Genomic DNA, 18126 nt, shown 5'->3' on the forward strand with positions numbered 1-18126 from the left:
CGACGGCTGGGACGACCGCGCTGCGTTATCGAACGTTAATAGACACGAGGGCCCGATTCCAAGCTGTTCCCGTTGATCATTCGCAAAATTGCGCCACTACAGCCCGATTTGATCCCGCTTCAGTACAGACCTTTCCATCCCTCCAGAACTGACGGCGGATCAATTGTTATCGGAGCGGTATACCTCCACTACAGATGGTGACGATGGCTACGGCACCACGGGCATCGTCCGGCGCCGCGGCGGCTGCCCCGCCGCCGGCCGGCTCACCGCGAGCAGCGCCATGTCGTCCGTCGAACCCCCGCCCGTGTACCGGCGGACGTCGTCGACGAGCGCGTCGAGGAGCTCCTCGGGCCCGGGGAAGATCCGCCCCGAGAGCCGCTCGCCGGGATCGTAGAAGGTGCCCTCGGCGTCGCGCGCCTCGGAGAGCCCGTCGGTGTAGAGGAGCAGCGTGGCGCCCGGCGGGTACGGCGTCTCGTCGGCCCGGTCCGGCCACGCGGCCAGCTCGCCCATGCCGAGCGGCAGCGCCGGCTCGCTCGGCTCCAGGAGCTCCAGGCCCCCGTCCGCGTACAGCAGCAGCGGCTCGGGGTGGCCGCGGTTGACCACCCGTACGAGCCCGTCGCCGCGCGGGATCTCGGCCAGGACGGCGGTGGTGAACCCCTCGAAGGCGTCCAGGCCGTCGCGGCGGGTCCCCTCCCGGGCGAGCGCCCGCTCCAGCCGCTGCGCGACGGCCTCCAGCGTCGACTCCTGCTCGGCCGCCTCCCGGAACGCGCCGAGGACGACGGCGGCGGCCTCGACCGCGTCGAGCCCCTTGCCCCGGACGTCGCCGACCACGAGCCGTACCCCGTACGGCGTGTCCTGGACGGCGAACAGGTCGCCGCCGATGAACGCGTCCGCCTGCGCGGCCTCGTAGCGGGCCGCGACCTGCAGCCCGCCGATCCGCTCGGCGGGCGTGGGCAGGACCGCCTTCTGGGCGGCCTCCGCGATCACCCGGGCCGAGGCGAGCCGCTCGCCGCTGCGCTGGACGACCCGGTTGATGAGGAGGGCGAGGGCGGAGACGGTGACGACGGTGAGCGTCTCGGTGAGGGCCGGGACCTCGGTGACGGTGTCGTTGTAGATGTGCAGCCCGACACCGGCGAGGACGGCGGCGATGCCCGTCAGCAGGGTCGTCAGCGTCGAGAAGAACGGGGCGGCGATGAGCGGCGCGGCGGAGAAGAGCGGGGCCGCCGTGTAGGTGGGCGGGGTGGAGAGGTCGAAGACGACACCGCCGGCGATGACGAGCGGGGGCAGGGCACGGATGAACCGGCGGGCCCGCTCGGCGCGCGGGCCCGGCCGCCCGTTCCCGTTCCCATTCCCGCTTCCGGTCCCGTTCCCCTTGTCGCCGCCCGCCGCTCGCCGCCCCTGCCCCTGCCCCACGAGTGCTCTCCTGCCCGGTCCGTACACGGCGACGGACCGTACCGCGCCCTCCCCAGGGTGAAGGGAGCCGCGCCGCGAGGCGACCTTCGCTCGGCCGAGTGGGTGACGCGCGCGGTGGGCCGCCCCGCGCGCCCCTCAGCCCCGCGCGCCCGCGCCCGTATCCCTCGCCGTGCCCGCGCCCAGCCGGCCGCCCCGCCCCAGCGCGCCCACCGCCGCCGCGCAGCCGAGGCCGACCCCGCACAGGACCAGCCACGGCGCCGCCGACCACCCCGTCACGTCGAGCAGCACGCCCGTCCCCAGGTTCCCTAGCGTGATCCCGACCCCGCACACGGTGTTGTAGAGCCCGTAGTGCGTGGCCACCCACCGCCCGCCCGAGAGGGCGACGACGGTGTCCATCTCGTACGGGTAGAGCACCGCGTTCGCGACCGCCAGGGCCGCCGCGCACAGCAGCAGACCCACGAGCCCGGGCACCCCCACCGGCAGCAGGAACGCCGCGCCCATCAGCCCGAGGCCGAGGACCAGACACCGCTCGCGCGTGAGCCGCGCCCGGCACCAGGCCGTGATCCGCAGCTGCCCGGCCAGCGCCACGAGCGCGGAGACCACGAACAGCGCGGTCGTCGCCGCCGTGCCGTCCGCCGCCAGCGGGAGCGCCAGATAGACCTGGAAGGACAGGACGTACGAGCCGGTCATCGCCAACGAGAAGAGCCAGAAGGTGCGGTTGGCGAGCACGGTACGGAACTGGCCCCGCTCCTCGGTCGACTCGGAGGCTTCGGAGGCTTCGGAGGCCTTCTCCCGTAGCCGTACCGGCAGATGCCGCAGCTGTACGAGCGTCAGCGCGGCGAACAGCACCGCCGCCACCACGCACGTCAGCCGGAACGACACCCCGGTCAGCGCCACCCCCACCAGCGGCCCGAGCAGGATCCCCGCCTGGTAGTACGTGTTGAAGAGCGCGAACGCCTCCACGCGCCGCTCCTCCCCCGCCTCCGCCGCGAGATACGCCCGCACGGCCGGGTTGAACAGCGCCCCCGCGAGCCCCGTCGCCAGGGACGCGGCGATCAGCATCGGCAGCGACTGGGCGAAGGCGAGCGCCCCGAAGCCGACCGTCCGCAGCGCGCAGCCGGCCACGATCAGCGGCTTGAAGCCGAGCCGGTCGGCCAGCGCCCCGCCCACCAGGAACATGCCCTGCTGGGAGAGGTTCCGGGCGCCGAGGACGAGCCCGACCGCCCAGGCCGCCATCCCCAGACCGTCGGCGAGATGCGCGGCGAGGTACGGCATCAGCATGTAGAAGCCGAGGTTGATGGTCAGCTGGTTGAGGAAGAGCAGCCGTACCGCCGGTTCGAAGCTACGGCTCTGGCGCCAGATCCCGCCCTTGGCGGAGGCCTTCGCGGAGGCCTTGGCGGAGGCCTCGGTCCGCGCGCTCATCGGACCCGCTCGAGCACGCGGCGGGTCCAGCCGTCGACCGCGCCGCCGCTCTCGTACGCCGCCGGCTCCTCGCGTACCGGAGCGTCGAGCAGCCCGTGCGCCGCGCAGAACTCGTCGCTGAAGACGGAGTCGAAGTACCGCTGCGGGCCGTCCGGGAAGACCGCCGCGATCCGCGTCCCGCGCGGCCGGGTACGGGCCAGCCACCCCGCGACCAGCGCGACCGCGCCCACGCTCCAGCCTCCGGTGGCGAACTGACGCGACGCCAGGCGCCGGGCCGACCGGACCGCGTCCGCCGGCCCCACCCAGTGGATCTCGTCGAAGGCGCCGTGGTCGACGTTGCCGGGGTGGATCGAGGAGCCGAGCCCGCGCATCAGCCGTTCGCCGGCCGGGAGGCCGAAGACGGTGGACGCCACGGAGTCCACGCCGACGAGCTCCAGGGCGGGGCTCGACGTGGCGCGCAGGGCGCGGGCGATGCCCGCCGAGTGCCCGCCCGTCCCCACCGCGCAGACGAGGACGTCGATCCTGTCGAGTTGCCCGGAGAGTTCGGCGGCGAGCCCGCCGTACGCCGCGGGGTTGTCGGGGTTGCCGTACTGGTTCGGCCACCAGGCTCCGTCGAGGCCGGTGAGCAGCTCCGCGACCCGGTCCATCCGGGCCTGCTGCCAGCCGCCCTGCGGGCTCGGCTCGGGCACGACGTGGACCTGGGCGCCGTGGGCGACGAGCATCCGCTCGACGATCGGTTCGAGGCCCGGGTCGGTGACGACGTGGACGGGGTGCCCGTGCAGGACCCCGGCGAGCGCCAGGCCGAGGCCGAGGGTGCCCGAGGTCGACTCGACGACGGGCGCGCCGGGCCGCAGCTCACCGCGGCGGCGCGCCTGCTCGACCATGTAGAGGGCGGCGCGGTCCTTGATGCCGCCGAAGTTGAAGCCTTCGAGCTTGGCCCAGTAGCCGTCGTCCATCCACAGCACGGGGGTGTTGCCGACGGTCTGCTCGGCCAGGGACAGCAGTTTGCTCATGGGAGATACGTCCTTGGGGTGGTACGCGGAAGCGCGTGAGCGCGGAAGGAACCGGGGTCGTCGTGTGTCGTGCGACCCGGTTCAGTTCCGGTCCACTCCGAGGGCGATCAGCAGCCGGCCCGGCTCGGGGCCGGGACCCGCCCTGCCCCGGACGCAGCGCGCGTGCGGAGGGGCGGGGAAGAGCTCCGCGTACGACAGGACGGCGGTTCCCGCGGCGTCCGGCACCGGGGACTGCGGCGCGACCTGCGCGGGCAGATGGGCGTCGAAGGACCACGTCTCGCCCGGCCGCTCACAGCCGTGCGGCAGAGCGGGCGCGGAGGCGGTGGTCGCGCCGGCGACGGGGAGCATGTGCCCGTGCGAACCGTGGCAGACGCTCACGAGGAGGGCGAGGAGCGCGAGCAGGACGAAGACGGCGGGCGCCCGCCGCCGCACGTCAGTCACCGCTCCGTCACTCATGGTGCGCGCGACACTACGGTTCGGCGCCGTGCAGTCGCAAAGCGACAGGCCCCGTTTTGGCCACCGTTTACTTATGGGCGTACGGCTACAGATTCCGCTCGGCGTAGACCTGCATCGCGTCGCGGACAAGGAGGGCGGTGCCCTCGCCGTGCCGGTCGTAGTTGGCGGTGAAACGCGGGTCGTCGACGTACATCCGGCCGAGGCCGATCACGTACTCCTTCGACGGCGTCGTGGTGATCGACAGCCACTCGACGTGGCGCCGCGTGATCGCCTGGACGTCGTCGCTGTCGGCGGCGAGGCCGTCCCGCGCCGCCTGCGCGAAGTCGCGGGCGATACCGGCCTGCTCGTCCATGAAGGCCTTCTTCTGCGCGGCGCCGAGCGAGCGCCACCAGCGGTCGCCCTTCTCGTACGCCTCGCGGCCCCAGCGCTGGGTGACCTCCTCCTCGTACTGCGTGTGATCGAACCCGTCGAACACTTCCTCGGCCATGAGCTCTTCTCCGTTCTCGGTCTTGTGGAGAGTGGTCCGCACGGCCTCGATCTGCCGCCCGATGCGCTCCCGCTCCTGCTCCAGGAGGAGGAGATGGGTGCGCAGGGCGGCGGACGTGTCCCGCTGGCCTTCGAGGACCTCGGCGACGGCGGGCAGGGAGAGCCCCAGCTCGCGCAGCAGCAGAATGCGCTGGAGCCGCACGAGCGCCGCCTGGTCGTAGTACCGGTAACCGTTGGCGCCGATCCGGCTCGGCTCCAGCAGTCCCAGCTCGCCGTAGTGGCGGAGGGTGCGACTGGTGGTGCCGGCCTTCTTGGCGATCTCTTGGATCGACCACTCCATACCGAAAACGCTAGATCTTGACGTTGCGTAAAGGTCAAGCCCGAAAGATGTGGTGGGAGACGACGCGGCACGACGAAGGCCCGGATCCAGTGACTGGATCCGGGCCTTCGTTGCTACTGAGTAGCGGGGACAGGATTTGAACCTGCGACCTCTGGGTTATGAGCCCAGCGAGCTACCGAGCTGCTCCACCCCGCGTCGGTGAATATGACCTTACGGCATGGTGAGCCGATCCCCTAATCCGTTTTCCCGGCACCGGCTCGGCGGCCGCTCGGCGGCCGCTCAGCAGCCGCTCAGCAGCCGCAGTCCTCGGAGTCGACCGGAGCCGTCAGCGGGTCCGCGTCCTTCTTCGCGGGCCCTTCCCAGGTCTCGTACGGGAAGCCCTCGCGTACCCAGTACTCGAAGCCGCCGAGCATCTCCTTCACCTGGTACCCGAGCTGGGCCAGGGCGAGCGCGGCGCGCGTGGCGCCGTTGCAGCCGGGGCCCCAGCAGTACGTGACCACGGGCACGGACTTGTCGAGCAGCTGCTCGGCCTGCTCGGCGATGAGCGCGGTCGGCAGGTGGACCGCGCCGGGGACATGGCCCTGGTCCCAGGAGGCGGTGGAGCGGGAGTCGAGGACCACGAAGCCGGGGTCGCCGTCGGCGGCGAGGGCGGAGGCGACATCGGAGACGTCGGCGTGGAAGGCGAGGCTGGCGGAGAAGTAGGCGGCCGCGGCGGCGGGAGTGGCCGGCGGGGTACGAAGTACGGCGTTGACCTGCGCGGTTGTCGTCATGCGTGAAAATCTACGGCTGAAGATCAACACGCTGAAGTGGCAATGCCCGGTACCGAAGCCGATCGGCCGGGGAAAGCCGGGCGTTCGCCGGGGGGCGACGGGGATCTCACGCCTCGGTCACGTTTCGCGGATGCCGTCCGTCATGCCCATGACGGGAATCGACGAGGGAGAGGCACAGACCATGGACGAGAAGGACCTCCTGGCCGAGCGCTTCCAGGCCGACCGCACCCACCTGAAAGCGGTCGCCTACCGGATGCTCGGGTCGCTCAGCGAGGCCGAGGACGCCGTCCAGGAAGCGTGGCTCAAGCTCAACCGCGCCGACATCAGCGAGGTGCGGAACCTCAGCGGCTGGCTGACGACGGTCGTCGGCCGGGTCTGCCTGGACATGCTGCGCTCGCGCGCCTCCCGCCGCGAGGACCCGCTGGAGTACTACGTCCCCGACCCGGTGGTCCGCGGCACGGACGGCACCACCACCGACCCCGAGCAGGAGGCGCTCCTGGCCGACTCGGTGGGCCTGGCGCTGCTCGTGGTCCTGGAGACGCTGGGGCCGGCCGAGCGGCTGGCGTTCGTCCTGCACGACATGTTCGCGGTCTCCTTCGACGAGATCGCCCAAATCGTGGACCGCACCCCGGCCGCGACGCGCCAGCTCGCCAGCCGCGCCCGCCGCCGCGTGCAGGGCGCGGTCCCGGCCCCCGCACCGGACGTCACCCGTCAGCGCGAGGTCGTCGACGCCTTCATGGCGGCCTCCCAGGGCGGCGACTTCGAGGGCCTTCTCGCGGTCCTCGACCCGGACGTGGTCCTGCGCGCGGACGGCGGCAAGCTGCTCGCGGCGGCCTCGAAGCTGGTCCGCGGCGCCGAGGCGGTCATCGGCCAGGCCCTCACCTTCGCCCGCTACCGCCGCGCCTACCGCACGGTCCTGGTCAACGGCGCCCCCGGCGTGGTCTCCCTGGTGGACGGCCGCCCGGCGGGCCTGATGGCGTTCACGGTCGTGGACGACCGCATCGTGGAGATCCAGATCCTGGCGGACCCGGAGCGCCTGGCGGCGCTGAACGTCTGACGGGGCGGGGTGGGGCGGGGCGGGTGCCTTTCGCGTGAACGACGTGAACGAGAGGTGGCCGTGCGGCGGCTAGCATCGCGGGCTCGGGACAATCCCGGTGACCGGACGGAGTGGGCTGTGGCGCGACCGCGCGTGGGTGTGGCGGTACTGACGATGGGCACCCGGCCCGCCGAACTCCGGGCGCTGCTCGACTCGGTGACCGGCCAGGACGAGCCGGCCGCCCGCGTCGTCGTGGTCGGCAACGGCACCGGTTCGCTTCCCGACCTCCCCGAAGGGGTCACCGGTGTCGAGCTGCCGGAGAACCGGGGCGTGTCGGGCGGCCGGAACGTCGCGATCGGGGTCCTGCGCGAGTTCGGCGACGTCGACGTCCTGGTGGACCTGGACGACGACGGCCTGCTGGTCGACACGGACGTCTTCCGCCGGCTCTCGGACCTGTACGAGGCGGATCCCCGGCTGGGCATCGTCTCGTTCCGCATCGCCGACGAGACCGGCGAGACCCAGCGCCGCCACGTGCCCCGCCTGGGCGCGAAGGACCCTCTGCGCGGGGGCGAGGTGACGACCTTCCTCGGCGGCGGCCACGGCCTGTCGATGCGGATGCTGGACCAGATCGGCGGCTGGCCGGAGGAGTTCTTCTTCACCCACGAGGAGACCGACCTCGCCTGGCGTGCCCTCGATGGCGGATGGAAGGTGCTGTACGCGCCGGAACTGCTCCTGCAACACCCGAAGACCAGCCCGGCCCGACACGCCGTCTACTACCGGATGACCGCCCGCAATCGCGTCTGGCTGGCCAAGCGAAACCTGCCCGCTCTCCTCGTCCCCGCCTACCTGGGCGTATGGACGCTCCTGACCCTGGCCCGCACACGGTCCCTGCCGGGCCTGAAGGCCTGGTTCGCCGGCTTCGCCGAAGGCGTACGCCGCCCGGGCGGCGCCAGAACCCCCATGCGCTGGTCCACGGTCTGGCGCATGAGCCGCCTGGGCCGCCCACCGGTCGTCTAGCCGGACCTTGCCCCTCCATCCGCGCGCACCGGACGGGCTGAAACGACGACGCGCCCCGGCCGGTCGGAACCCGGTCGGGGCGCGTCGCCATCGGTAGGCCGTGTGGGACTCGAACCCACAACCAACGGATTAAAAGTCCGCTGCTCTGCCAATTGAGCTAACGGCCCTTGGCACATCACCCACGAGCATAGCCGCATAGATCCCCGGAACCGATCGGGTATCCGACTCGGCCCCGTCTCCGCGAGGCCCGCCCGGATGGCCGGGCGGACCCCGCGGGTGGGGTCGGTACAGGGGCGGTGCAGGGTCAGTACAGGCCCTTGAAAGCGTTCCAGCCGGCGGTGCCGATCAGGACCCGGGTGCCGTACAGGCCCGTGCCCGTGCCGCTGTAGCCCCAGAGGCGGCCGGAGGTGTCCCGGGCGACCAGGTCCGCTCTGCCGTCGCTCGACAGGTCGCCGACGCCCACCAGGGAGGAGTACACGCCCCAGCCGCCGCCGACCTTGACCCGGGGCGACACGCCGCCGGTCGCCGTGCCGTAGTAGCGCCACAGCACGCCCGAGCCGTCGACGCCCAGCAGATCGCCGCGGCCGTCCCGGTTCAGGTCGCCCGCGCCGACGATCTTCTTGTACAGCTTCCAGTTCGTGCCGATCCGCACCCGGGACTTCACCCGGTGGTCGGCCGTACCCGCGTAGAAGTACATGTCCCCCGTGGACGCCTGACGCGCGATCAGGTCGGTGAACCCGTCGCCGTTCACATCGCCCGGCGAGGTCAGCACGTCGTACTGACCCCAGCCCGCGCCGATCAGCGTGTACGGCGACGACGCCGAGACCACCTTTCCGCAGCCCGGCCGGTACGCCCGCAGCTGGTCGCCCACCCGGATCAGTACGTCCGCGCAGCCGTCGCCGTTCACATCACCGAACGGCACCAGCACCGAGGACGTCGGGAACGCCGCCCCCGTCCCCGCGATCCGCGCCGACACGCCGCCCGCGCCCGTACCCCGGTACATCGACACCAGACCCGCCGTGTCCATCACCAGCAGGTCGCCCAGACCGTCGTTCCCGGCCAGATCCCGCCACTCCGGCACACCGCCGGACACCTCGATCGCGCCCGAGACCGCGAGGTCCTGGCCCTGCCCGTCGGCGGTGTTCGCCGACAGCGTCCATGTGTACGTGCCGTTCGGGACGATCTTCCCCGTGGCCGTCCTGCCGTCCCAGGCCGCCGCGATCCGGCTCCGGGCCTCGCCGCCTCCGTACGTACGGATCTCCGCGCCGGTCGCCTTGCGACGTACCGTCAGCTGCCACATCGACGCCGGCTTGGACAGCGACCAGGACGCCTTCCAGCCGTCGCCGACCCGCATGGCCGCCGGCGCGTTCGTCGCGGCCGCCGTCAGGTCGGAGGTGGGCACGCCGGGCCACACCACGTGGACGCGGTTGTCACCGTCCCGGTACGCGACGGGCCCGCCGAACCGGTCGACGGTCCACGCCTCCCGGCGGGCGCCGACGACGACCGCGGTCGCGGAGTCGTCGAGGAAACGCGTCTGGGCCTGCCCCGTGCGGAAGTCGGTGACCCGGAGCCTGAACGAGCCCCCCGGATCCCGGGCCACGTAGTAGCCGTCGCCGAGCAGACCGCCGGCGGCGGTCCCCGACCCCAGCGAGATCCTCGCCCCCGTCTTCAGGTCGACGACCCCCTGCTGGGAGATCTGACCGCACGTCCAGTACAGCCAGCGCCCGGCGGCCGCCTGGAGCTCCGTGGCCGGGCAGCCGGCGCCGGTCGTCACCTTGCCCAGGTCCCTGCCGGTGGCCAGGTCGACGCGGGCGACCTCACCGTTCGTGGACGTGCCCGTGAAGAGGGTGTCGCCCCAGAGTGCCGCCGCCGCCTTCGGCTGCTTCCGGACGACGGCCGGCGTGCCGGCCGCCGCGTCCAGATCCACGACGAGCGTCTCTCCGCCGTCGCCCTGGAACACCGCCCACCGGCCGAAGGCGTCGGCGAGCTTCCCGTGCTGGTCCGCCGTGAGCGCCCGGCTCACCTGCCCGGAGGAGGTGCGGGCGACGACCTCCAGTGGCTTGAAGTCGTCGTGGGCCAGATAGACCGTACGGCCGTCACCACTGTCGAACAGCGGCGTCGTCCTCTCCAGCCGCTTCGGCTCCGCGCCCGCCCAGACCGGCTGCGGATCACCGGTGTGGAGCGGGCCGACCGGCAGCGTCCGCCCGTGGAAGCCCGTGCCCTGCGGCCCGCCGCCCTCCAGGCTGGAGAGCCGGCCCGCGCCGAGCGCGATCGAGTGCACCGTCGCCGGCATCGGTTCGACGCGGCGCAGCTTCTCCAGGACCGGCGCGCCGCCCTCCTTGCCCGGAACGGCCTTGAGGACGGCCCAGTCGGTGGCGGAGCTGCCGCCGACGACGGCCGCGCCCCCGCCGCCGACCTGGCTGATCTCGCCCTCGGCCTTCTCCAGGAGGGTCTGCGACCGCCCGTCGGGGTGGAGCGCGACGAGCCGCCGCCTCAGGGCGGCGTCCTCGCCCGTGGCCTCGCCGAACGCGAGGACCCACGCGCCGACGATGCCGATACGAGCGGTGCTCAGGCCCTCGGGAAGGACGAAGGTCTGCTCGGCACCGGCCAGGTCGGCGCGCTGCCGCACATGCACCCGGCGGCCCGCGTCGATCCAGGCGAGCCGGTCGGGGCTCACCGCCACCGGCGCGGCGAGCCCGCTCCCGGACGGGGTGGTCGCCGGGACCACGGTCATCCGCCCGGTGCTCAGATCGACGAGACCGAGGTCGCTGTACGTGACGTCGTACGGGTCCGAGGACCGGCCGAAGCGGATCACGGCGACGGTGGCGTCACCCGCCACGAGCCGCGCCGCGGGCACGTTGGCGTCCGCGGGCCAGCCGGTCACGGGGATCGACGCGCCCGTCGGGTCGGCGGCGCGCCGCAGGTAGTAGCCGGCGGACGTCCCGAACTCCTCCGAGGCGCGCTGCTCGAAGAGCAGCTTGTCGCCGAGGAGCCCCCAGTAGCTCGCGGTCGGCGGCGTGTCGACGGCCCGCTCGGTGCCGGTCTCCAGGTCGCGGACGACGTACGCGCCGAGTTCACGCTGGACGTACAGGTACCGCCCGCCGATACCGGACTCGGCGAAGGGGCGCCCCACCCCGTACCCGAGCGGAACGCTCTTCGAGGGGTCCGTGAAGTCCGTCCACCACAGTTCTCCGCCGGTGGTCCTCGCGGAGTCCTCGGTCTCGTGCACATAGCCCGTGGGGCCGACGGCGGTGACGGTCTCGTGCCGGGGCACGGCACGCCAGTTGGGCGTCACGTCCAGCTGGTCGATCCCCACGACCGGCGCGCCCGGTGCGGCCAGGGACGGCGTGGTCCCGGCCGCTCCGACGCCGGAGGCGAGGAGTGCGACGGCGAGGACGGCGGTACGCGCGCGAGGGCGCCGCACACGGGCATGGCGTGACAAAGAGAGTCCCTCCCCAGGGCCGAACGGAGATGCGGACGAGGGGAGAAGCCTCCGCCGGGCCCCCTGGCCGGCACGTCTCGCCCCGTCGACCGGCTGAGCGTAACCCGTCGGACGTCGACCGCCGAATGCCGAATGCCGATACGGGACAGGGCCCGCACCGGCACCGAGGTGCGGGGCGGGCCCTGCCGAGCGTCACCTGTCAGGACAGGGTCTTGTACATCTGCCAGCCGGCGCCGATCTTCACCCGGGCGGCGAACGTGCCCGCACCGGTGCCGTTGTAGCGCCACAGCACGCCGGCCGTGTCCCGGGCGACCAGGTCGGCCTTGCCGTCGGCGGTGATGTCGCCGACGCCCACCACGGAGTCGTAGATCTGCCAGCCGCCGCCGACCTTCACGCGGGCGCCCAGCGTGCCCTTGCCGGTCCCGTAGTACCGCCACAGCACCCCGGCCGTGTCACGGGCCAGCACGTCACCGAACCGGTCGCCGTTCAGGTCGCCGACGCCGGCGATCGCGTTGTAGATCTGCCAGCCGTAGCCGACCTTCACGCGCGGCTTGAACTTGCCCGCGCTGTCGTCGGCGTAGAGCCACAGCTCACCGGCGGGCGTGCGCGCCAGCAGGTCGGTCCGGCCGTCGCCCGTCAGATCGCCCGGCGCGGAGAGGCTGTTGTAGATCTGCCACCCCGAACCGATCGTCAGCCGCGGACCGTTCGGCGAGAAGGCCTTGCCGCAGCCACCGTCGTGCCGCGTCAGCACCCCCGAGGAGTTCCGCACGACGAGATCGTTGCACCCGTCCCCCGAGAGATCCCCCACGGGCACGACGACCGACCCCGCGGGCCAGCCGGTCGCCGTGGCGCCCGTAGCGAGACCTCCGGTCCCGGTGCCCGTACGCACGGTCAGCGACCCGCCGGAGGTGAGCGCGAGCAGGTCGCCCTTGCCGTCGCCGCTGTAGTCACGCCACTTGGGGAGCGGCTTGGGCTCCGGGGCGGGGGCGGGGGCGGTGGTGGCCGCGCGCAGCTGGGTGGTGAAGTCGCCGGTGGACTGCTGCCACACGGCGACGGGACGGCTGGCCGCGTCGACGGTGACCAGGCCCAGGGCGTAGCCGCTGGTGTTGGTGGACAGCGGCGTCGGCGTCGCGGACCAGACGCCGTTGACCCGGGAGGAGGTCATCAGCTTCCGGTCCTGGTCACCCTGGGTCCATACGGCGTGGACGGTGCCGTCGGGGCCGACCGTGAGATCGAACTGGTCGTCGGGGACGTAGCCCGTCGAGATCGTCTTCACGGCGGACCAGACGCCGGTCGCGGCGGACCGTGTGGTGGTGCGGGCGCCGAACCGGTTCTCATCGGTCCAGGAGACCCCGAGGAGCGTGACGTCGCCCTCCGGGCCGACGGCGATCTTCCGCCAGGTACCGCCCTCGAACCCGTTGGCCGGCTCCTCGGCCCCCCAGGTCAGGCCTCCGGCGGGGCGCTGGGCGATCACCTCGGTCTGTTCCTGGGCCGCCGGGGACTCCTGCGTCGTCCAGAGGAGCACGGCACGGCCGTCCTGACCAAGCGTCAGGGAGGGGTTGTGCGCGTAGGCGTTCGGGGCGGAGACGGTGACCGGCTTGGTCCACGTGCCGTCGGCGGTCCGGTCGACGACCTTGATCTCGCTGGTCTCGGCACCGGACTGCTGGAAGACGACGGTCGCCGTGCCCTGGCCCGAGTAGACGAGCTGCCCTGCGGAGGAGAGGCCCGCGTCCGCGAGCGGCTCGTCCAGGCGGACCGGCTCCGACCACGCCTGGTCCGGGGCCGTGCGGACCGAGGAGTACAGCCCGGTCCTGCCCTCCGAGACGGCCGTCCACGTCGCGACGAGCGTTCCGGACGGGGAGCCTGCCACCTTCCCGCCGTGGACCCAGTCGGGGTGGGTCATGATCTCGGACGGGGCGGACCACGTCGTGGCGCCGGCCGCGAGGACGGCCATGCGGAACACACCGCCGGGCTTCTCGTCCCCCGGCGAAACGTCGTTCGGGAACTCCATCCAGGCCGCCGTGACGGACCCGTCGGCCGAGACCACGAGCTGGGCCTCACCGCGCTGGCTGGGCGACGTGGTGAGGATGTGCGGCGCGCCCCAGGCGGAACTGCCTGCCGGGCGTACGGACACCACGTATTCGAGCTTGCTGTGGTCCTCGGGACTCCGGTACCAGAGGGCGACGACCGCCCCGTCCTTGGCCGTCTTGAGATCCACGAGGCCGTGGATGGCCGTGCCGTCGGTCAGCGGCGCGGACGCCGCCCACGGGTCGATGGTCGCGGCGGCGGCACCGGCCGCGAACGCCGGGGCGGCGGTGGCCGTCGAGGCCAGCGGGCCGATGCCGGCGAGAAGGGTCGCTGCCGTGACGGCCGCGATGGAATGGCGTAGAAGAGCGCTGCGAGGCACTCGATCCTCCCCTGATGCATGAAGAAGAGGCATGGGGGAGACAGCGGTGCCTGTGCTGAACAGAAGTACAGAAGTAATGGGTGGCCCCCCGGCCACACCGCCCCCCATGCGAATGATCGGATGCTAACAGGAGCCGCACAGCCGCCGGAAGGTATTTTCGAACCTGTTCAAAGAAGCAGGGCCCGTACGACACCGAGGTGTCGTACGGGCCCTGATCAGCTATCTCAGCTGTCTCGGCTGTCTCAGCTGCCTACGCCAGATCAGCCGTTGCGCTTCCAGCGCGGCTTGTCGTCGCGGCGGCCGAAGGAGCCGGTGTTCGTGCCGGTGCCGCGGTGGTCGCCGCCCCGGTGGTCGTCGCGGCGGCCGTACGGGCGGTCGCCGCCCGAGCGGAAGCCGCCCGCGGGACGGTCGTCGCGGCGGTCACGGTTGAACGGACGGTCACTGCCACGGTGGCCGCCGGTGGGGCGGTCGTTGTCGCGGCGGTCGTCACGGCGGAAGCCGCCACGGTCGTCACGGTTGAAGCCACCGGACGGACGGTCGTCCCGACGGAAGCCGCCCGACGGACGGTCGTTGTCGCGGCGGAAACCACCGGAGGGGCGGTCGTCGCGGCGGAAGCCACCGGACGGACGGTCGTTGTCACGGTTGAAGCCACCGGACGGACGGTCGTTGTCGCGACGGAAGCCGCCCGACGGACGGTCGTTGTCCCGACGGAAACCACCGGACGGACGGTCGTCACGGCGGAAACCACCACGGTCGTCACGACGGTCGTTGTCACGGCGGAAGCCACCGGACGGACGGTCGTTGTCCCGGCGGTCGTCGCGACGGAAGCCACCACGGTCGTTGTCCCGACGGTCGTTGTCGCGGCGGAAACCACCACGGTCGCCGCGGTCGCCACCACGGTCACGACGCTCGTAGTTGCCCCGCTCGTCGCGGAACGCCGGGCGCTGCTCCTCGCGGCGCTCCTGGACCGGCTCGGCGGCCACGAGGGCTGCGGCGACCTCGGCCTCGGCGGCCTCCGTGACCTCGGCGACCGCGGTCTCCGGGTCCTCGCCACGCTCGCGCGCCGCGCGGGCGACCAGGCGGTCGGCCTCCTCGCGGAGCTCGACGGCGCGGCGCTGCAGGCGCTCCAGCTGCTTGGTGAGGTCGGCGACCTCGCGCTCGGCCTGCTTGGCGGCGTTGTTCGCGGAGTCCGCCTGGACCTCGGTCAGCGAACGCGCACCGGTGATCTCGGCGACCTCCGGGTCGAACGCGCCGGCGCCCTGGACGATGTGACGCGAGGCGTCGACGCCCGCGTCCTCCATCAGACGGAAGATCTGGCGGCGCTGGTGCGGCAGCGCGAGGGAGACCACGACACCCGAACGGCCGGCACGGGCGGTACGGCCCGAGCGGTGCAGGTAGTCCTTGTGGTCGCCGGCCGGGTCCACGTTCAGGACCAGGTCGATGCCGTCGACGTGGATACCGCGGGCGGCGACGTCGGTCGCGACCAGCGCGTTGACGTAACCGTCCTTGAAGTCGGCGAGCACGCGGGTACGGGCACCCTGCGTCATGCCGCCGTGCAGCGCGTCCGCCTTCACGCCGGACTCGACGAGCTGCTCGGCGATGCGGTCGGCGCCCAGCTGGGTGCGGACGAAGATGATCGTGCGGCCCTTGCGGGCGGCGATGGCGGCCGTGACCGGCGCCTTGTCCTTCGGCTTCACGACGAGGACGTGGTGGCTCATGGTCGTGACGTTGCCCTGGGCGCTGTCGACCTCGTGGCTGACCGGGTTGTTCAGGTAGCGCTTGACCAGCGTGCCGATCTCGTTCTCCATGGTGGCGGAGAAGAGCATGCGCTGGCCGCCCTCGGGCACCTGGTCGAGCAGCTCGGTGACCTCGGGCAGGAAGCCCAGGTCGGACATCTGGTCGGCCTCGTCGAGGACCGCGACCTGGACGTTCTCCAGGGAGCAGGCGCCGCGGTTGATGATGTCGCGCAGCCGGCCCGGGGTGGCGACGAGGATGTCGACGCCGCGCTCGAGCGCGTAGATCTGGTTGCCCATCGACGTACCGCCGCAGACGACCTTGATCTTCAGGCCGAGCACGTCGCCGTACGGCTGGAGGGCGTCCGCGACCTGCATCGCGAGCTCACGGGTCGGGGTGAGGATGACCGCGCGGGGCTTCTTCTTCTCGGTGTGGCCACCGGCGAGCTGGGCCAGCGTCGGCAGACCGAAGGAGAGGGTCTTGCCGGAGCCGGTACGGCCGCGGCCGAGGATGTCCTTGCCGGCCAGGGCGTCCGGGATGGTCGCCGCCTGGATCGGGAAGGGGGTGGTCACGCCGTTCTGCGCGAGCTTGCGCACGACGCCCTCGGGCAGGCCCAGGTCGGCGAAGGTGATGGTGGGCTCGGAGGACTCGGCCTCGGTGGCCTCAGCGGCCTCGGTCACGTCGGAAGCCTCGGTCTCGACGATCTCGGTGGCCTCCACGGCCTCGACGATCTCGTCGTTCTCGGGCATGACGGCGTGGTCAGAACTGAAAATGGACATGCGAAATGCGAAACCTTCCGGAGTCTCGGCACGCGCCCGTCAACTCCGTGAAATTCGCAAATCGACCGCCTCAATGCGGTCCAGCCACGGCTAGGGAGAGTACGCGCCACACGGCGCTCTTCTGTGTCGGCGCCGGGCAATGGGATCAAACGATCTACCACCATACGCACCCTCCCCCACCTATGGCAAACCGGACCTCGTCACGCGGGCCCGACCTGCGGCGATGCCTCCGGCTCCGTCGACCTGCCCGGCCCGTCCGCCGCCTTCATCGCACCCATGTGGGTGTCCGCGCCGGGGGTCGAGGTCGGCGAGTCGGTCGGGTCCGGCGTGGGCTCCGGAGTCGGACTCGGGCTCGGGGTCGGGGTCGGCTCCGGGTCGGTCGGCGTGGGCGTCGGCTCCGGCGGATCCACCGGCGGGGTGGGGTCCCCGCCCGGCGCGCTCGGCCTGCCCGGCTCGTGGCCCGGCTTGGGCTTGGGGCCCTTGCCCCCCGGCGCGTCCGCCGAGGGCTTCGCCGAGACGGACGGCGACCCGCTCGGCACCGGCGACTCCTCGCCCGTCCCGTCCACGTCCGGCCCGCCCTTCCCGGCCATGTCCCGACCGGACCCGCCGTGCCGGCCCGAGCCCCCGGCGCCCCCGTCGGAGTCGGCCGCCACGCCCTGCTTCCCCGCGGACTCGCTGGGCGCCGGCTTCGCGCCCTCGTCACTCACACTCATGCAGCCGCTCAGACCGGCGCAGGCGGCGACCGCCAACGCGGTCGCGGCCCATCTCACGCGGGTGGGCAAATGGCGCACGGAGGCACCTCCAAGACACAAAGGGCGGGAAAGCCAGGAAAGGAAACGCGTTTCGCTGCCCAACTCCCTTTGCGCCACAAGAGACACGCCCCCGCGGCAACCGCCCCTCGGCCGGCGAGCCGGCCGGCCGTCAGCCCGCCATCAGCCCGCCGTCAGCCGACAGTCACCCGTCAGCCGTAGCCCAGCGCGTGCAGCCGCTCGTCGTCGATGCCGAAGTGGTGGGCGATCTCGTGCACGACGGTGATCTCGGTCTCCGCGACGACGTCCTCGCGCGACTCGCACATCCGCAGCGTCGGCCCCCGGTAGATCGTGATCCGGTCCGGCAGCACCCCCGCGTACCACTCGCCCCGGTCCGTCAGCGGAGTCCCCTCGTAGAGCCCGAGCAGCTCGGGGTCGTCCGACGAGGGCTCGTCCTCCACGAACACCGCGACGTTGTCCATCAGCCGCGTCAGCTCCGGCGGAATCCGGTCCAAGGACTCGGCCACCAGCTCCTCGAACTCCTCGCGCGTCATCTCCAGCACCCGGCCATTGTCCCCCCAGGCGAAACCGTTTTGGCGATAGCGGCCGGGATCCCATATGCTTCTCACGTCCCCGACGCGCTGAGAAGCGCCCAGGTGGGCCCTTAGCCCTCATCGTCTAGTGGCCCAGGACGCCGCCCTTTCAAGGCGGTAGCACGGGTTCGAATCCCGTTGGGGGCACGCATCACCGTGTGCGAGACTTGTCTCGCACATTGCATGGTCCTGTGGAGCAGTTGGTTAGCTCGCCACCCTGTCAAGGTGGAGGTCGCGGGTTCAAGTCCCGTCAGGATCGCTGAGGCTGGAAACAGTCTCGTCCCCTCGCTCTTCGAGCTGGGGATACCCCAGGCTGGGTAGCTCAGTTGGTACGAGCGATCGCCTGAAAAGCGATAGGTCGCCGGTTCGACCCCGGCCCCAGCCACAAAGAGAAGGCCCCGTTCGGAAGAACGGGGCCTTTTTCGTGCGCCCGTGGGGGTACGCCGGGGGGTACGGGGAGGGTGCCCGG

13 protein-coding genes and 5 tRNA genes are annotated in these 18126 nt (G+C 72.2%); 5 read left to right on the forward strand and 13 right to left on the reverse strand.

What is annotated here, in order from left to right:
* Nucleotides 1-207: 207 nt before the first annotated feature.
* From FDM97_RS34475 to FDM97_RS34505, 7 genes are all read right to left on the reverse strand, one after another.
* Nucleotides 208-1413, reverse strand: coding sequence for a PP2C family protein-serine/threonine phosphatase (locus tag FDM97_RS34475; RefSeq protein WP_137994389.1), 1206 nt, complete (start codon nt 1411-1413; stop codon nt 208-210).
* A gap of 135 nt (nt 1414-1548) precedes the next feature.
* Entirely contained in the window at nt 1549-2835 is a 1287-nt protein-coding gene (locus tag FDM97_RS34480) for an MFS transporter (protein WP_137994390.1), read from the reverse strand.
* Nucleotides 2832-3848, reverse strand: coding sequence for a PLP-dependent cysteine synthase family protein (locus FDM97_RS34485; protein WP_137994391.1), 1017 nt, complete (start codon nt 3846-3848; stop codon nt 2832-2834). Before FDM97_RS34485 ends, FDM97_RS34480 begins: the two co-directional genes overlap by 4 nt.
* Before the next feature lie 81 nt (nt 3849-3929).
* Nucleotides 3930-4304 (reverse strand): hypothetical protein, encoded by a 375-nt coding sequence (locus FDM97_RS34490; RefSeq protein WP_137994392.1) that lies wholly within the window; start codon nt 4302-4304, stop codon nt 3930-3932.
* An 85-nt stretch (nt 4305-4389) separates the two neighbouring features.
* Complete coding sequence (locus tag FDM97_RS34495) at nt 4390-5130, reverse strand: MerR family transcriptional regulator (RefSeq protein WP_137994393.1); 741 nt, start codon at nt 5128-5130, stop codon at nt 4390-4392.
* 121 nt (nt 5131-5251) lie between these two features.
* Nucleotides 5252-5325 (reverse strand) — tRNA-Met (locus tag FDM97_RS34500).
* 95 nt (nt 5326-5420) lie between these two features.
* Nucleotides 5421-5900: a rhodanese-like domain-containing protein gene (locus FDM97_RS34505; protein WP_137994394.1), complete on the reverse strand. Its 480-nt coding sequence runs from the start codon at nt 5898-5900 to the stop codon at nt 5421-5423.
* A 181-nt stretch (nt 5901-6081) separates the two neighbouring features.
* Between FDM97_RS34505 and sigJ the strand changes: the two genes are divergently transcribed.
* Nucleotides 6082-6957: an RNA polymerase sigma factor SigJ gene (gene sigJ, locus FDM97_RS34510; RefSeq protein WP_137995202.1), complete on the forward strand. Its 876-nt coding sequence runs from the start codon at nt 6082-6084 to the stop codon at nt 6955-6957.
* A 117-nt stretch (nt 6958-7074) separates the two neighbouring features.
* Nucleotides 7075-7953 carry a glycosyltransferase family 2 protein gene (locus FDM97_RS34515; protein ID WP_175439345.1) on the forward strand — a complete coding sequence of 293 codons (879 nt, stop codon included), beginning with the start codon at nt 7075-7077 and terminating at the stop codon, nt 7951-7953.
* Between the two features lie 94 nt (nt 7954-8047).
* Here the strand turns inward: FDM97_RS34515 and FDM97_RS34520 are convergent.
* The 6 genes from FDM97_RS34520 to FDM97_RS34545 form a co-directional block, all read right to left on the reverse strand.
* Nucleotides 8048-8120, reverse strand: a tRNA-Lys gene (locus FDM97_RS34520).
* A gap of 137 nt (nt 8121-8257) precedes the next feature.
* Nucleotides 8258-11377, reverse strand: coding sequence for an FG-GAP-like repeat-containing protein (locus FDM97_RS34525; RefSeq protein WP_137994395.1), 3120 nt, complete (start codon nt 11375-11377; stop codon nt 8258-8260).
* A gap of 217 nt (nt 11378-11594) precedes the next feature.
* Nucleotides 11595-13802: an FG-GAP repeat domain-containing protein gene (locus tag FDM97_RS34530; protein WP_137994396.1), complete on the reverse strand. Its 2208-nt coding sequence runs from the start codon at nt 13800-13802 to the stop codon at nt 11595-11597.
* A gap of 260 nt (nt 13803-14062) precedes the next feature.
* Complete coding sequence (locus FDM97_RS34535; RefSeq protein ID WP_137994397.1) at nt 14063-16315, reverse strand: DEAD/DEAH box helicase; 2253 nt, start codon at nt 16313-16315, stop codon at nt 14063-14065.
* 200 nt (nt 16316-16515) lie between these two features.
* Nucleotides 16516-17028: a hypothetical protein gene (locus tag FDM97_RS34540; protein WP_254705862.1), complete on the reverse strand. Its 513-nt coding sequence runs from the start codon at nt 17026-17028 to the stop codon at nt 16516-16518.
* Between the two features lie 248 nt (nt 17029-17276).
* A complete protein-coding gene (locus tag FDM97_RS34545; protein ID WP_217510277.1) occupies nt 17277-17627 on the reverse strand; it encodes a metallopeptidase family protein in 351 nt (116 codons plus the stop codon).
* Nucleotides 17628-17731: 104 nt separating this feature from the next.
* Between FDM97_RS34545 and FDM97_RS34550 the strand changes: the two genes are divergently transcribed.
* The 3 genes from FDM97_RS34550 to FDM97_RS34560 all read left to right on the forward strand — a co-directional run bounded on the left by FDM97_RS34550 (nt 17732) and on the right by FDM97_RS34560 (nt 18042).
* Nucleotides 17732-17804 (forward strand) — tRNA-Glu (locus tag FDM97_RS34550).
* Nucleotides 17805-17842: 38 nt separating this feature from the next.
* Nucleotides 17843-17916: transfer RNA gene (locus tag FDM97_RS34555), tRNA-Asp, on the forward strand.
* A 52-nt stretch (nt 17917-17968) separates the two neighbouring features.
* Nucleotides 17969-18042: transfer RNA gene (locus tag FDM97_RS34560), tRNA-Phe, on the forward strand.
* Nucleotides 18043-18126: the final 84 nt, after the last annotated feature.

The organism is Streptomyces vilmorinianum (assembly GCF_005517195.1).
Taxonomy (GTDB): Bacteria; Actinomycetota; Actinomycetes; order Streptomycetales; family Streptomycetaceae; genus Streptomyces; species Streptomyces vilmorinianum.

Coding starts and splice junctions, on each gene's coding strand:
- FDM97_RS34480 (WP_137994390.1), bottom strand. CDS start 2,835: ATGAGCGCGCGGACCGAGGCCTCCGCCAAGGCCTCCGCGAAGGCCTCC.
- FDM97_RS34485 (WP_137994391.1), bottom strand. CDS start 3,848: ATGAGCAAACTGCTGTCCCTGGCCGAGCAGACCGTCGGCAACACCCCC.
- FDM97_RS34490 (WP_137994392.1), bottom strand. CDS start 4,304: ATGAGTGACGGAGCGGTGACTGACGTGCGGCGGCGGGCGCCCGCCGTC.
- FDM97_RS34495 (WP_137994393.1), bottom strand. CDS start 5,130: ATGGAGTGGTCGATCCAAGAGATCGCCAAGAAGGCCGGCACCACCAGT.
- FDM97_RS34505 (WP_137994394.1), bottom strand. CDS start 5,900: ATGACGACAACCGCGCAGGTCAACGCCGTACTTCGTACCCCGCCGGCC.
- sigJ (WP_137995202.1), top strand. CDS start 6,082: ATGGACGAGAAGGACCTCCTGGCCGAGCGCTTCCAGGCCGACCGCACC.
- FDM97_RS34535 (WP_137994397.1), bottom strand. CDS start 16,315: ATGTCCATTTTCAGTTCTGACCACGCCGTCATGCCCGAGAACGACGAG.
- FDM97_RS34540 (WP_254705862.1), bottom strand. CDS start 17,028: ATGAGTGTGAGTGACGAGGGCGCGAAGCCGGCGCCCAGCGAGTCCGCG.